Source organism: Streptomyces longisporoflavus, from assembly GCF_014649775.1.
GTDB lineage: Bacteria > Actinomycetota > Actinomycetes > Streptomycetales > Streptomycetaceae > Streptomyces > Streptomyces longisporoflavus.
In genome coordinates, this window is the sequence record NZ_BMTR01000060.1 from 1 (window position 1) to 14,057 (window position 14,057).

A 14,057-nucleotide genomic window follows, 5' to 3' on the forward strand; every position below is an offset into this window, starting at 1 on the left:
CCAGAACAATTACGACCTCACCGCCTGAACGGCAACCTTCCCCCGAGGAGAGCTACACCCAACTCCGTCAGGCCATGGACCGGCTCCTGGCCGGGACACCTCTGCACACCGACGGCGCCCTCACCAAGGAGAACCTCGCCCGCGAAGCCCGGGTGAGCCACGCCACCCTCCACCGCGCCCAACAGATCCTGGCCGAATGGGATACCCGTGTCCCGCGCACCGTCCGATGCCCCGCCCCCACCGCCCAAGACACCGAACTCGCCGAGCTGCGGCGCCGACTGTGTACCGCCAACGGCCGGGTCAGCACCCCCGAAGGGCAACTCGACGCGCTCGCCACAGTGACCGCGAACCTCTACCGCGAGAATCTCGAGCTGAAGAGGAAGGCGACAGTGCGGCCCCAGCGACGCATTGCAGCCCTGCCCGCGCCCGGCCCCTGGAAGGAGTGACTCCCCCTGCTCTCCGTGCCAGAAGGCACCTGTGAAACACCTGCTGGAGCAGACTTCCGGGAGACGGCGCCTAGCGGTCTCCTCCCCTGGTGGGAGTTCGGGTTTCGACCGTGGACGGATGACTGGGAGATCACCGCATCGGAAGCTTCGGGCATGACTTCTTCACGAACATTCGCTGGAGACCCGGCAGCCATCAGGGTCGAAGGGCTGACCAAGCGTTATGGCCGTAGAACGGCAGTCGATGACCTGTCGTTCACGGTCGGGTCCGGACGGGTGACCGGGTTCTTCGGCCCGAATGGGGCAGGGAAGACCACCGCGCTCAAAGCGGTCGTCGGACTGGCACGACCGACTGCGGGCCGGGCGTTCGTACGTGGCACGTCAGCCACGACGATCAGGCCCGACGCCCGCCTGCTCGGCGTGCACATCGAGCCGTGCGGTGCCCATCCCGGCCGGACCGGCCGGGCGCACCTGCGGTCGCTGGCCGCTTTGGCCGGGCTGTCCCGCCGCCGGGTCGGTGAGGTCCTGGAACTCGTCGGCCTGGAGGAGGAGGCCGCCAAGCTCAGGGTCGGGAAGTATTCGATGGGCATGCGGCAGCGGCTCGGGCTCGCCGCAGCGCTCCTGGGCGATCCGGAGATCCTGGTCCTTGACGAGCCGGTGAACGGCCTTGACCCGCAGGGCATCCGCTGGTTGCGCACGCTGCTGCGGGATCGGGCCGCGAACGGTGGCACGGTCCTGCTGTCCAGCCACATGCTGGGCGAGGCGGCCCAGACCGTCGACGACGTGATCCTGATCGACCGGGGACGGCTGGTCCACGAAGGCGCGATCCGGGACCTCGAACGGTCCGGGGAGAGCGTGGTCGTCGTACGCACCGCCGAGGCCGAGCGTCTGTCGGGGCTGGTGGCCCGGGCCGGTGGCCGCACAAAGCGCGAGGACGGAGACAGGCTGCTGGTCGAAGGGCTCGGCGTCGCGGAGGTCGCACGGCTGGCCCACCGCGACGGCGTCCTGCTGGAGGAGATCGTCCAGCGGACTGCGTCGCTGGAGGATGCGTTTTTCGGTCTTACGGGAGGGGCGGAGCGTTGAGCCATCTCCTGCGAGGCGAACTGATCAAGACCGTGACCACCCGGACTGTGCTGGGCTTCGCGGTGGGCGGGGTCGCGTTCGCGGTCCTCAACGTTCTGGCGGTCGCGATGTGGTCGGGCACGCTGGACGAGGTGCCCGAGAAGGAAGAGGCCCTGTCGGCGTTGCCGATCCTGCTTCTGCTCTGGGGGCTGGTCGGTACGGCCGGGGAGTATCGGCACCGGACGGCCGCACCGGCGGCTCTGGTGGGCCGCCGTCACCGCGGGGCCGTGCTGTCGGCGAGAATTGCCGTTTACGCGCTGACCGGGCTCCTGCTCGGTACGCTGACGACCATGGTGTCGGTCGGGCTTGCGCTGCCGCTGCTGGGTGACCACCCGGGTCCCGATCTCACCTCGGGAGACGTCGGTGCCGTCGTGGCGGGCAACCTCGCGGCGTTCGTCCTGTCCGCGATCCTGGGTGCCGCCCTCGGCGCCCTGATCCGTAGCCCGGTCCTGGGCGTGGTCGTCCTTTTGATCGTGAACTTCGCCGTGGTCCCGCTGCTGTCCGGGGTCTGGGAGTCGGGTGTCAACCTCACGCCGTTCGGTGCGGCCGGGATTCTGAGCCGGATGACGCACCACACGACCCTGTCGGTGGCCGAGGCCGGATGGGTACTGGCCGCATGGACGGTCGCGGTCACGCTTGTGGCGGTCATCGTCGAGCGACGGCGCGATCTGGCGTGAACCGGCTCCCTCGGTGGGTCCGGGCGGCGTACGACCTGCTGGTCGCGCGCCGCTCGGCGCTGTTCGACCTCGCGCTGGCGGCGATCACGACCGGAGTGGAGCTGGGCCAGCTCTTCGACGGCGATCCCCCGATCGGCGTGACCCGGGTCGGTGTGATCCCAGTCGCGGCGATCCCGGTCGTGGTGACGGTACTTGCCGGCTCCGCCCTGCTCGTCCGCCGCCGCGCGCCCTTGGCGGTGCTCATCGCGGCGTGTGCGGGGGCCGCGGTGCTCGTGGCACTGGGCTACTCGCCGGGCGGGGCGCCTGTCGTGGTCGCCCTTGCCTCGCTGGCCGACCTGCGTGACCGAAGGGTCTCGGTGGCGGCGCTCGTCCCGACGGCGCTGTTCCTGCTTCTGGCGAGCATCTGCTCCCTGCCCGTCTCGATCGGCGCGTGGGCCCTCGGCTCGTATCTGCAGACCCGGCGGCGCTACACCCGGGCGCTGGAGGACCGCGCGGCCACCCTGGAACGCGAGCGCGAGCAACTCGACCAGATCGCGGCACAGCGGGAACGCACCTCCATCGCCCGCGAACTCCACGACATCGTCGCCCATTCGGTCACCGTCATGCTGATCGGTGTGCGCGGCGCCAGGGACGTCCTGCCGACAGAGCCACAGGTCGCGGCCGAGACCCTGGAACGGGTCGAGGCCAGCGCGGAGCAGAGCCTGGCCGAGCTCCGCCGGATCCTCGGCCTGCTGCGCACGTCGGACAGCAGCGCGCAGTGGCGGCCCCAGCCGTCGCTCGACCAGCTCGCCGAGCTGGTTTGCGGATACCGGACAGCAGGGATGCCCGTGCGGCTGAAGCTCACCGGCGAGGCCCGGCCGCTGGCCGGCGGCCTTGAGCTATCGGCCTACCGAATCGTCGAGGAGGCGCTGACCAACGTGCTCAAACACACCGACCCCACCCGGGTCACGGTGACGCTCCACTACGGCCGGACGCAGCTGGACGTCACGGTCGAAGACGACGGCGGCGGCCGCGACCCGGTCCCGTCGGCCGCCGGGCACGGCATCCTGGGCATGCGGGAGCGGGCGGCGGTGACAGGCGGCAGCCTGGACGTCCGCCATACCGCCCGCGGATTCCTGGTGAGCGCCCGGCTCCCCGTGGGGGATGCGGCATGACCACCCGCCTTCTGATCGTCGATGACCAGGAGCTGATCCGCACCGGCTTCCGGCTGTTCCTGCAGACCCAGAAGGACCTCGAGGTCGTCGGCGAAGCCGCCGACGGCCACGAGGCACTCACCCGGGCCGCCGCTCTGCGCCCTGACGTGGTCCTGATGGACATCCGCATGCCGCACATGGACGGCGTCGAGGCCACCTCCCGGCTGACCGCCGCCGGATCCTCGCCCCGGGTGCTGATCCTCACGACCTACGACCTGGACGAATACGTCTTCGGCGCACTACGGGCGGGCGCGTCGGGTTTCCTGCTCAAGGACGCCTCCCGCGACCGCCTGCTGGAGGCGATCCGCGTCGTGCACGCCGGTGAGGCCCTGCTGTCACCGTCGATCACCCGCAGGCTGATCGAGGACTACGCCACCCGCACCGAACCGCTCCGGCCCCCCACCAAGCTGCCGGCCGATCTCACACCCCGGGAACGGGAAACCCTCCTCCTGGTGGCCAGGGGCCTGTCGAACCCGGAGATCGCCGCGCACCTGGTCGTGACCGAGGCGACGGTGAAAAGCCACATCGGCAGCCTGTTCGCCAAGCTCCAGCTGCGTGACCGCGCCCAAGCTGTGGTGTTCGCCTACGAAAACGGCCTCGTCCTCCCGGGCAGCTCACGCTGAGCCCGCAACTGCTCCGGCAGACGCCCGAGCGTTTGATGCAGTAGACGGCCAGGGTGTGGATGCAGTCGCGGATCTCCATGAAGCCCATGGCCTCCCGCATCTTCGCCTCTCGCGGGCCAGGCGCCCGGCGGCGGGACGGAGACACCCGAACTGTCCCCAACTACGCCGCCCTGCCTCTGTTCGGCCGCACCGCCCGGGAGCGGGGACAGCTGCTGCAGTTGCGGGCCATCGCCTGGTACGGGGTGCGCACCGCCGCGGTCGGAGGCGGCCGTTCCCCTCTCCCGGCCGCCATGGCCGCGGCCACCTCACACGGGCAGGTCATCGTCATCGCACCCGATGACGCCGCGGTGGCCGCATTCCTCAACCCACAACCGTGCGACGCGCTTCGGGGCATCGGACCGGCCACCGCCCAGACCCCCGGCCGCTCCGGGATCCAAACGATCGGACAGCTCGCCCAGACCCCCACCGGGCCCCCGGCCCGGCTACTGGATGCGCACGCCGCCCGCGAACTTTACGCCCGGGCACGCGAACTGGAGGACCGGAGCGTGCAACGCACCGCCCTGGTCCGCTCCACCAGCACCAGTCACACCTTCGACCGCGACGAACTGCACCCGGCCGCCCGCCGGCGTGCACTGCCCGCCATGGCCGACGAGCTCGGCCTGCGGCTGCGCAGCGGCCACGACGCCTGCCGCGCTCTGACCCTCACCGTCCGCTACGCCGACCGCAGCACCAGCACACGGACCCGCACCCCGGCCGAGAGCCCTCCGGCCACTCCCCCACGCTCAACCGCACCGCCTACGATCTCTGCGAGTCCCCGGGCCTCCAGCGGGCCCGGGCACGGGCGTCGTCCCTGCGGGCTGATCTCGCTCCAGTTGCCACCGCCCACCATCAGCTGAGCCCGGACACCGGCGACGACCGGGCCCGCCGGCTCGAAACCGTCGCCGACCAGTCCCGCGCCCGCTTCGGGCCACACGCCATCAAGCCCGCCACCCTCACGCCCCCCCACAACCCATGGGCCACCGACGAAACGGGGCCGCGCAGGTGACGAAACGCAGTTTGTGGTCGGGCGCGTCGCTTCGGCACTGACGTCGCTGTCCTTTGCCATCCAACCCAGGCGTTTGACGACGAACCCAGCCGGCTCAGCCGAAGCAGGCTCCGTTAACCCACACTTGTGGGCATTCCTCGGCAGGTCAGCGGGGCTCGCCGAGCGCCGGGCCGCTCATGCTCTGCATTCATTTCGCCGAACTCGATCGAGTCAGGCCCGCGTAGCGGCGTGCCACTCCGCCGGGAAGCAGGTATTCGGCCAGCAGGTTGTCGGCGCGGCGGGATGGCAACCCCATGTCGTGCAGGAGTTCGTCCGCGCAGTGGATGTCGTAGGGGCCGAAGTCGTAGCCGCCGGAGCCTGGCAGTACCTGCTCCTGCCAGGCCAGGCGAGCGTCGATGGCCTCCCGCATCCCCTGCTCGCCCGGGGCGGTGCGCAGCGTCGCCCGGAAATGGCTGGTCAGCCAGTGCGCGGTGAGTTCCACGCCCATGATGTTGTTGAAGACCTGCCGGAAACCGACGAACCCCAGCCGGTCTGCGCCGGGTGGCACGATGCCTCGGTAGAGCCGCAGCCGCCCGTCGTCATCGTGCACGCGCACGCTCGAGTCCAGGAACGGGAAGACTTTGTGGTGCCCCGTGGCGAACACGATGACATCCGCCGCCACTTCCTCGCCGGTCGCCAGTCGCAGCCCCTTGTCGGTATACGCCTCGACGGCACTGACCTTGGGGGCGATCCGGCCGCGGCGCACGGCCCGCGCGTAGCCGCGTGGCATCACTCCCGCGTGGGCCAGATGGAAGGGGAGCGCGTAAGCGGGTCGCAGCTGCCTCGGCAGCCGGTACAGCCCGGTGGAAAGCAGCACGTCGCGGGTGATGAGCCACCACAGAGCCCGCTTGACCCGCTCGTCGATGCGGTCGATCGGACGGACGCAGGCCGGATCGTGGTAGCGGGGCAGGAGCGCCTCACCGAACCGGGTGAACAGGATCCACTTGTAGCCGACCAGACCGAGCAGGAACCGCTCGGGGATCATCCAGTTCACCTTGCGCTGCACGATCGTGGCCGAGGCCGCCTCGTGTGCGGCGCGGGTGACCAGGTCCAATGCGGACTTGCCGCCGCCCACCACGACCACGCGCCGGCCGGCGAATGTCCCGGCCCGCACCTCGTTGGAGTGCGACACGGTCCCGCGGAACGCCTCGCGCCCGGGCAGCTCGGGCAGTCGGGGATGATGATGAGCCCCACTGGCGACAACGACATAGTCGAATGTCTCGCGATGAACGTCCGCCGCCTTGTCCCCGGCGGGCCGGGAGTCGACCGACCAGCCGCAGGCGCCCACCCGCCCGGGGCCCTCCACCGGCCGGATGGAGATCACCTCGGTACCGGGCCGGACGCGGTCCAGTACACCGAAGATCTCGGCGTAGTTCTCCAGGTAGCGTTGCGTGTCCACCGCGCTGGCGAAGTGCAAGCGGTTGGGCAGGTCCGCGAACTCGAAGATGCGGAGCGCGGACTGGTTGGCCAGCCCGTCGTAGCAGCCCTCTGTCGACCAGATCCCGCCGACCTGCTGGTACTTGTCGAAGACCGTGACGTCGAAGCCGTTCTCCAGCAGCACCTTGGCGGTGACGATTCCCCCGGGGCCGGCCCCGACCACACACGCTCTCATCAGCTGTCACTCCCCGTGGGCGATCGCCGTGTCCGGCTCCCCCCATAATCCCGGTTGCCGGCCTCCCTGCCCGGGGCGCCCTCCGGTACCCGGGGCACCAGAGGCTGAACGAGCACGGCCACACCCCGGGACACGACGTACGCGGTCAACGCCCGCAGACGGAGACGACCACGCGCATCACGGCGCGTCAGAAACCGGGAACGCCGTATCCATTTGTCCCTGCGGCAGTCGACGACGCGGAGTCCCCGACCCCTTGCGCCGCTTTGCCACCCCGTCCAGTCCATGCAGGTTGGCGCCGTCCGTCCGGCTGACTTCGCTGTCAACGGACAGCCGCCGGACACGCTCCGGTCGCCGACCACTGTCCCGTCTCTGTCGATCGGGTCCCGGTCGCAGGTGCACGGGTCCGATTCGCTCGTTGTCCCGGATGACCTGGCCCGCCAGCTTGTTCGAGGCGAGCTGTCGCTCTGTGGGACGGCGTCGCCGGACGGTTCCGACCGCCGGCGACGCCAGAGCAGCAGCAGGCTTACCTGGCGAGTTCGGATGGTTCGTCCAGCCGTGTCAGCTTTTGTGGGTTTCTCACGAGATAGACCCGGGTGACCCGCCCGTTCTCCACCACGAGGCTCAGCGCCGTGGCCAGCTCGCCGTCGATCTCGATCCGGCCCGCAGGTGCGCCGTTTAGCCACACGGCCGTCGCCTCAAGCCCGGCCGCTTCCGGCCGCTTTGTGCGCGCGAGCACCTTCGCCACCAGGCCGGCCCCGTGGACCGGAGCCAGAGCAGCGGCCGCGAGCCCGCCGCCATCGGCGATCAGGACCACGTCCGGCGCCATGACCTCCACCAGCTCCTGCACCTGTCCGGTTCGCAACGCTGCCAGGAACCGCTCCACCACGGCCTGCTGCTCCCACCGGCTCACTTGCACCCGCGGCTGCCGAGCCGCCACATGCTCGCGCGCCCGCCGTGCGATCTGCCGCACCGCGGCCGCGGACTTCCCGACGGCTGCGGCGATCTCGCCGTAGGGCATATCGAACACCTCGCGCAGTACGAACACCGCCCGCTCAGTCGGCCCGAGCGTTTCCAGCACGGTCAGCATCGCGATCGAGATGCTCTCCGCGAGCTCGACGTCCTCGGCGACATCAGGACTGGTCAACAGCGGTTCCGGCAGCCATTCGCCGACGTAGTCTTCGCGGCTGCGCGACAACGCTCGCAGACGGTTGAGCGCTTGCCGGGTGACGATCCGGACGAGGTACGCCCGTGGGTCACGCACCTGCGACTGGGCGACGTCAGCCCACCGCAGCCAGGATTCCTGCACCACGTCCTCCGCGTCGGCCGCCGACCCGAGCATCTCGTAGGCGACCGTGAACAGCAGGTTGCGGTGGGCCACGAACGGGTCCTCGGTCATGCCGGCGATGCCACGGCGGAGGCCCCGGCACGCGCGGCCAGCGGAACCTCGCAAGCCTCGGAGAAGCCCTGCGAGGCGATCCCGTTCGCATTGTTGTTCCTGGTCGCCATGTTGACGAAGGCGATGTACGCGGTGAGCTCGACCATCGCCGCCGCGCCGAGCCGCTCGAGCAGGCTCGCGTGCAGCTCGTCGGTGACGGTCGGCGGCGTGTTCGTCATGGCCTCGGCGTACTCAAGCACGTCCCGCTCCAGCGGGGTGAACACCTCCGCCTCCCGCCACCGTGGCACCTGACTCGCCTTGGCCAGGTCCAGGTTCTGGTTCTGCGCCTGGAAGTACCCGACGTCAAGGCACCAGGCACAGCCCACCTGCGCCGCGACCGCCAGGTGCGCGAACGACTTGAGGCTCGCGTCGGTCTCATCCCACTCGGCGAGCCTGGCCGAGAACTCCAGGTTGGACGTGGCGACCTTGGGGTTGTGCCACACCGCCTCGACAGGCTCGGGCACGGCACCGAGCTGCTTGATCATGTTTTCCCTGAGCTCGGTGGGAAGCTCTGCCTTCGGAACGCGTATCGCCATAGTGTCCTCCTTGGACATCTGCTTGTTCGGCATGAAGACACCGACGGGCCAACGGATGTGACAACCACCATCGCCGCCGCACATGCACCGTCAGCGCGCACAAGCCCGCGGCCGCTCTCAGGCGACAGCGGCCGGAAGATCAATTCCTCGTCGCCGAGCGCCCCCGGGCAGGGGCTGCCGGGGCGCACGCAACAACAGATGCTCCGGCCGGCAGGCCCAAGAGCGCCGGGCAGCCGACGAGTCCAGCAGCCACTGGCGCCCCGGCACACGGGCCGGCGCGCCGGCCACGGCGACCGGGAGCAGTGGCTGCGGCCGGACGAGATCCCGCTGCCGCCGACCACACGCCCGATTCAGGTCAACGCCTTGTGTCGTCTGTCCACGCCGAGATATCTGCGGCAGCCCGTCGGACAGCGTCCTCCTGGTCCCGGGCGAGGTTCGTGCAGGCCGCTGCGACGTCCGGCACACAGTCCGGTCCCGCGAGCGCGTCATGCACCCCGGCCTGCAGCCAGTCAGCCTGCTTGTCGTCAGCCTCGGCAACCGCGAGAGCGATGAGCCTTACGGCGGCCACCGTCCCCACCCGGGCCAGGGCCTCTGCCGTCTGTCGGATCACAGCCGTGTCCTCGACGTCCAGCAGCAGCCCCACCAGCGCTTCCGCAGCCTCAGGAACATCAGGGAAGGAAGCAAGGTCGCGCCCGGCACGAGCACGTTGCGTCCACGAAGGAGACGACGCCTCAGCCAAGGCCGCCTCCAACCCACTCATCATCTCTGGCACGACCAGACAATCTCATGCCCCACGAAGAAGATCGGTCCCCGGGCCAAAGCTGCCCACACGCTTGACGAAGAACATAGAGGCACCCCCCCGGCCCGACCGGCAGCATGCCGCAGCGTTTGCCGCCGTGCCCTGCTGACGGCGTCGCGCCCCTTTCCGCCGGGTCGTCCGCACCCACGGAAAAAGACGTCAGGGCTCGTGGTCCAGCCGGCATACCAGCGCAGGACCACCTCCGCGTGCTCGCCCGCAGGCCGGCACGCCAGAGCCCGCGCAGGCCCGCCCTCCGGCGCGTCGGTCGGGCTGCTGCCCGCACACGCCGCGGTGACCCTCCAGAACCACAGTGCCGGGTCCTTGGGTGCGGGTGAGCACGGAGCAAGTGCCGTTCCGGGCCGGCCAGCGGCCCGGGGCAGCGTCCGCCCGGCGGTTGTTCCTGCTGCTGCCCGTCACGCCGGGCACCGGCAGCATACTGACGGGCGCGGCAGACCGCGGCGTCGGCACTCACCCCCCAAGTGATCGGCCCGGCCGTGTCAGCACGAGTCTGAAGACCGGTCAGCACTTGCGCCCGCACACCACTGCGCTGCCGGCGGCGCAGATTGGCCCCGGCCGGGCATGCAAGCATGCGGAAAGCTCCCGGCAGGACGGCTCGGACCCGGCACGCACCCGCCGGCACGCACCCGCCTGCCGGGAGCTTTGCTGCGCCCGGGCCCCGCCCTCACCCCCCCCGGTGGCCCTGCTGCGCACGCAGGCCGGGGAAACCCCGGCGGGTGCCGGCGTGAGGGAGCGCGCGCGGACGTGCCCGGCGCCGGTCACGAGCGCGGGACGGCGGCCGAAGCGACAGCGGTCCGCTCGTGTGCGCGTCGTGCCCGGCTGGCTGCGAGCCGGGCGACAGATGGATCCGGTCGGGACCGCGGCCCGGGGCCGGCCCGGACTCCTTGCGGTGTGCCCAGCCGTGTTCAGCGAGGAGCGGTACCGCCCTCGGACTGGGCGCCCAGGAGGGTGAGCAGTCCGGGGAATGCCTTGTCGATGTCCGCGCGGCGCAGCCGGATGCCCTTGCGGTTGCCGTAGTCGATCTCGTCGACGAGGCCTGCCTCGCGCAGGACCCGGAAGTGGTGGGTCTGGGTCTGCTTGGAGATCGGGAGATTGAACGAGTTGCAGCCCCGTTCGCTGTCGCTGCGGTCGGCGGCCAACTGCGTCATCACCGACCGGCGGTGTTCGTCGGCCAGCGCGCGGAAGACTGCGCCCAGGTCGAGCGCGTCGGCCTTCGGGCCGGCCAGGTTCTTCCCGGTCACGCGGCACCCCCTTCCAGGTACGGCTTGCATCGTACCTCAGGGACGTGCTCCACTGAGGTACGAAACTTTTCGTACCTTGGCCGGGGGGCGCCGCCCCGTGCCGCCGCCCCCCCCTAGCCCCGGCCCGGCACCCGCCGCCGGCCCGCTCCCCGACACCCCCGGAGGTCATCGCCATGAAGAAGCCCGACGTGCTGATAGTCGGCGCCGGAATCGCAGGGCCCGCCCTCGCCTACTGGCTCTCGCGCAACGGCTACCGGCCCACCGTCGTCGAACACGCCCGGCAACTGCGCTCCGGCGGCAGCGCGATCGTCGTGAAGGGGCCCGCGATCCCGGTCGCCGAGCGCATGGGCATCCTGCCGCAACTCCGCGAGCTGGCCACCCGCAACCGGTCGCTGACCCTGCTCGACCCGCACGGCAGGCGGATCCTGCAACTCCCCCTCACCTCGCAGAAGAACCCGACAATCGAGGTGACCCGGGCCGACCTGTCCCGGGTGCTCCATCAGTCGGCGCATACCGGGGCCGAGTTCCTCTTCGACGACACCATCACCGCCCTCGAGCAGGATGAAGGCGGGGTGGACGTCACCTTCCGGCGATCCGCACCACGGCGCTTCGACCTGGTGGTCGGCGCCGACGGGATGCACTCCGCCGTACGGCGCCTGGTCTTCGGACCCGAGCGGCAGTACGCCCGCCCGACAGGCCTGTACGGCGCGACCGTCCCGCTGGAGCCCGGCGCCGTCGAGGACCCCAGTCAGATGACGATGCTGACCGCGCCGGACCGGATGCTGGTCCTGCACCCCTCGCGCACCACCCCGCTGGCAATCTTCACCTTCCGCGCCGCACACCCGGCGCCCCACGACCGCAAGAACACTGCCCTGCACAAGCAGACCGTCGCCGACGCCTACGCCGGCCTGCGGTGGCGGGCACCGGAACTCGTGACAGCCTTCCTCGACCACCCCGCCCCCTTCTTCGACCCCCTGACCACCCTCCGCATGCCCACGTGGTCCCGCGGACGCATCGTCCTGCTCGGAGACGCGGCAGCGGCCACCGCCCTGCTGGGCGACGGCTCCAGCATGGCGATGGCCGGCGCCCACGCCCTCGCCGAACAACTCGCCGCCCGCCCCGGCGACCACACCCGCGCCTTCACCGCCTACGAATCACGCCTCCGCCGCGAGGTGGGTCCGCGCCAGCGACGCGTCGGCCCGCTCTCCCGCCTCCTGCTCCCCCGCACCCGGACCGGCCTCGCCATACGCAACGCCGCCGCCCGCACCATCAACCGCACCATCGCCCGCACCAACCCGACCACCACCCGCCAAACCGCCACCCGCTAGACCGCACCCGCACCCGCACCCGCACCCGCACCGACGGCCACCGACCGGACAGCGGCCGGTGCGCAGCTCCGCGGCAGCACCCGGCCGCACCGGCACCACCATGCACCGGCGTGCCGGCGAACCCGGCGCGGCAGGCCACCGCCCGTGCACCAGACCGGCAGCCATACCCACCGTTCCCGGCGCTCGCCACCACACGGGTACTGCCGCTGATTACACCCCCGCCACGCGCAGGCGAAGTGCCGGACGGACACGGCCGACCAAGGCGCTGCCGACCACCACACACCCGCCTTGCTCCACCACGTCAATCCGCGGATCGGTCTGCGGAACGACGACTTCACCACCCTCGCGGCCTTCGCAGCATTCATCGACACGTCGACGGCCACCTCCTGACGGCAAGCAGCCGTGCCTGGTCCAGAGCATCGGAAACCCATCTGACCCGGGGACTCATCACCCTTATGACCCGCAGGATCACCCGCAAAGGCCCCCGCACCGACTGGTCGAAGAGGACCTGACCACCGGCACAACTTCCGCCGATCGGTGACACGGCCCATGATGCGGTTCATCGCGGTGAGGGTCCCGGCCCGGTCGGCCGAGCCCTGCCGTGCGGGTGGAGGAAGCGACGCTGATGGGTTCGCTGATCGGGGAGTTGGAAATGCGGGAGGCAGCAGCGCGGGCCCGGGTGCGGTCGCCGCCGTCCTCGACGAGTGACGCAACCGCCGGCGCCGCACCGTGCCGGGGGCCGAGCGGGGCGGGCCGCCCACCGGCTAGCATCGCCGAGTTCGTGCCACCCACCGGCCCGGGCATCGCGGCACGGCCTGCAGGGGAGCTGACACGGCATGAGAACGAAGAGCGCAGCGGCGTGGGCGGCAGCGGTGCTGATGCTCGGCGCAGCCGTCGGCGGCTGCGCCGGGCAATCGGACAAGGGACCCTCCGGCAGCAGAGCGAAGCACACGAAGTCCCCCCGCGAAGCGGAGGACAAGCCTGATTCACGGGTCGTGGAGGACGACGACGACCACACCGTCGTCGAACTGTCCGACGGCCGGCAGGTGTCCCTCCGCTTCACTCGCCGCGGCCTGGAGGCACAGCATCGCCACGCCTCTGACGCCGCCTGGTCCGCCCGGAAGACGGTCTATGAGACCGGCACCAAACCGTGCGGCGGTATCAGGGCAAAGGCGTACCGGGACACCGTGTGGCTCGCGGCCGGCTTCGGCGCCCACTGCAGGGACGGCGACGAACCGCAAGAAGTGATCGCGGCCGTCGCCACCGGGGACCTCTCCTCCTGGACCACCGACCCGACCAAAAACAACATGGTCTGGCCGAAGGCCCGCATCCGCGACGGCGGCACCCGAGTGGACTTCGTCGATCCCGGCATGCTGCAAACCACCACGCTCACCTGGCGCAAAGGCTCCGGATTCACCGAGGCGGCCATGAAGCACAAGCCCATCCACCCCTGGTTCGTGGGCCGGTGGCGAGCCACGGACGGCAGCCAGCAGCTGACCCTCCACCAGGTCGAGCCGGGCAGACGGGCACGCGTGGACATCGAGTCCCGCACCGGCCCGCGATGCAAGGGCAGCGCCGTCGTCTCCGGCATCGACCAGCACGACCTGTCCATGCGCAACTTCAAACTCGATCAGGGCACCAAAACCGTCAACTGCCCGCCGCAGGAGACCCAGTACTCCTTCGACGTGAAGTCCCCGCACGGCCCGCTGCGCCTACGCACGATCGGCAACCACCCCAAGACCGTCCTTACCTACGAGCGGGTGGGCTGAGCTTGTCCTAATTCCTTTGTAAGGACCCCGGTGACGTCGGGTAGCTATCACTGGGTGTTCGGGTGCTGGGAGCCGTCATGTCTTTTACGAGCCGGGCCTGCAAGGCCTTCGCTTAGTACCTGTTGTCGTTCCGAACTTGATCGCTGAGTTTCTGCTGGTGGGAGTGGCTTTCCGCCG

13 protein-coding genes are annotated in these 14,057 nt (G+C 70.5%); 8 read left to right on the forward strand and 5 right to left on the reverse strand.

Going from position 1 to position 14,057, the window contains the following annotated elements:
* From IE226_RS42375 to IE226_RS42400, 6 genes are all read left to right on the forward strand, one after another.
* A partial coding sequence (locus IE226_RS42375) for a hypothetical protein (protein WP_308429604.1) occupies positions 1 to 446 on the forward strand: 446 nt, incomplete at its 5' end.
* Positions 447 to 599: 153 nt separating this feature from the next.
* Positions 600 to 1,526, forward strand: a complete 927-nt coding sequence (locus IE226_RS42380; protein ID WP_190086873.1) for an ATP-binding cassette domain-containing protein — start codon at positions 600 to 602, stop codon at positions 1,524 to 1,526.
* Positions 1,523 to 2,242 (forward strand): ABC transporter permease, encoded by a 720-nt coding sequence (locus IE226_RS42385; RefSeq protein WP_190086874.1) that lies wholly within the window; start codon positions 1,523 to 1,525, stop codon positions 2,240 to 2,242. The genes IE226_RS42380 and IE226_RS42385 overlap by 4 nt, the downstream gene beginning before the upstream one ends.
* Positions 2,239 to 3,396, forward strand: coding sequence for a sensor histidine kinase (locus IE226_RS42390; protein WP_229871948.1), 1,158 nt, complete (start codon positions 2,239 to 2,241; stop codon positions 3,394 to 3,396). The genes IE226_RS42385 and IE226_RS42390 overlap by 4 nt, the downstream gene beginning before the upstream one ends.
* Positions 3,393 to 4,058: a response regulator gene (locus IE226_RS42395; RefSeq protein WP_190086876.1), complete on the forward strand. Its 666-nt coding sequence runs from the start codon at positions 3,393 to 3,395 to the stop codon at positions 4,056 to 4,058. The genes IE226_RS42390 and IE226_RS42395 overlap by 4 nt, the downstream gene beginning before the upstream one ends.
* Positions 4,059 to 4,144: 86 nt before the next feature.
* Positions 4,145 to 4,954 (forward strand): DinB/UmuC family translesion DNA polymerase, encoded by an 810-nt coding sequence (locus IE226_RS42400; protein ID WP_190086877.1) that lies wholly within the window; start codon positions 4,145 to 4,147, stop codon positions 4,952 to 4,954.
* Positions 4,955 to 5,290: 336 nt separating this feature from the next.
* On the opposite strand, the gene IE226_RS42405 is transcribed toward IE226_RS42400, so the two are convergent.
* The 5 genes from IE226_RS42405 to IE226_RS42425 all read right to left on the reverse strand — a co-directional run bounded on the left by IE226_RS42405 (position 5,291) and on the right by IE226_RS42425 (position 10,783).
* The gene (locus tag IE226_RS42405) at positions 5,291 to 6,754 is read right to left on the reverse strand and encodes a flavin-containing monooxygenase (RefSeq protein WP_190086878.1); all 1,464 of its coding nucleotides are present in this window, start codon (positions 6,752 to 6,754) and stop codon (positions 5,291 to 5,293) included.
* Between the two features lie 523 nt (positions 6,755 to 7,277).
* Positions 7,278 to 8,150 (reverse strand): RNA polymerase sigma-70 factor, encoded by an 873-nt coding sequence (locus IE226_RS42410; RefSeq protein ID WP_190086879.1) that lies wholly within the window; start codon positions 8,148 to 8,150, stop codon positions 7,278 to 7,280.
* Positions 8,147 to 8,725 (reverse strand): carboxymuconolactone decarboxylase family protein, encoded by a 579-nt coding sequence (locus tag IE226_RS42415; protein WP_190086880.1) that lies wholly within the window; start codon positions 8,723 to 8,725, stop codon positions 8,147 to 8,149. The genes IE226_RS42410 and IE226_RS42415 overlap by 4 nt, the downstream gene beginning before the upstream one ends.
* Positions 8,726 to 9,080: 355 nt before the next feature.
* Positions 9,081 to 9,488, reverse strand: coding sequence for a hypothetical protein (locus IE226_RS42420; RefSeq protein WP_229871949.1), 408 nt, complete (start codon positions 9,486 to 9,488; stop codon positions 9,081 to 9,083).
* 959 nt (positions 9,489 to 10,447) lie between these two features.
* A complete protein-coding gene (locus IE226_RS42425; protein WP_190086881.1) occupies positions 10,448 to 10,783 on the reverse strand; it encodes an ArsR/SmtB family transcription factor in 336 nt (111 codons plus the stop codon).
* Between the two features lie 173 nt (positions 10,784 to 10,956).
* On the opposite strand from IE226_RS42425, the gene IE226_RS42430 reads away from it, so the two are divergent.
* Both IE226_RS42430 and IE226_RS42435 read left to right on the forward strand, forming a co-directional pair.
* The gene (locus IE226_RS42430) at positions 10,957 to 12,111 is read left to right on the forward strand and encodes an FAD-dependent monooxygenase (RefSeq protein WP_190086882.1); all 1,155 of its coding nucleotides are present in this window, start codon (positions 10,957 to 10,959) and stop codon (positions 12,109 to 12,111) included.
* Positions 12,112 to 12,947: 836 nt separating this feature from the next.
* Positions 12,948 to 13,880, forward strand: a complete 933-nt coding sequence (locus tag IE226_RS42435) for a hypothetical protein (protein WP_190086883.1) — start codon at positions 12,948 to 12,950, stop codon at positions 13,878 to 13,880.
* Positions 13,881 to 14,057: the final 177 nt, after the last annotated feature.

Coding starts and splice junctions, on each gene's coding strand:
- IE226_RS42380 (WP_190086873.1), top strand. CDS start 600: ATGACTTCTTCACGAACATTCGCTGGAGACCCGGCAGCCATCAGGGTC.
- IE226_RS42415 (WP_190086880.1), bottom strand. CDS start 8,725: ATGGCGATACGCGTTCCGAAGGCAGAGCTTCCCACCGAGCTCAGGGAA.
- IE226_RS42420 (WP_229871949.1), bottom strand. CDS start 9,488: ATGATGAGTGGGTTGGAGGCGGCCTTGGCTGAGGCGTCGTCTCCTTCG.
- IE226_RS42400 (WP_190086877.1), top strand. CDS start 4,145: ATGGCCTCCCGCATCTTCGCCTCTCGCGGGCCAGGCGCCCGGCGGCGG.
- IE226_RS42405 (WP_190086878.1), bottom strand. CDS start 6,754: ATGAGAGCGTGTGTGGTCGGGGCCGGCCCCGGGGGAATCGTCACCGCC.
- IE226_RS42435 (WP_190086883.1), top strand. CDS start 12,948: ATGAGAACGAAGAGCGCAGCGGCGTGGGCGGCAGCGGTGCTGATGCTC.
- IE226_RS42430 (WP_190086882.1), top strand. CDS start 10,957: ATGAAGAAGCCCGACGTGCTGATAGTCGGCGCCGGAATCGCAGGGCCC.
- IE226_RS42395 (WP_190086876.1), top strand. CDS start 3,393: ATGACCACCCGCCTTCTGATCGTCGATGACCAGGAGCTGATCCGCACC.
- IE226_RS42410 (WP_190086879.1), bottom strand. CDS start 8,150: ATGACCGAGGACCCGTTCGTGGCCCACCGCAACCTGCTGTTCACGGTC.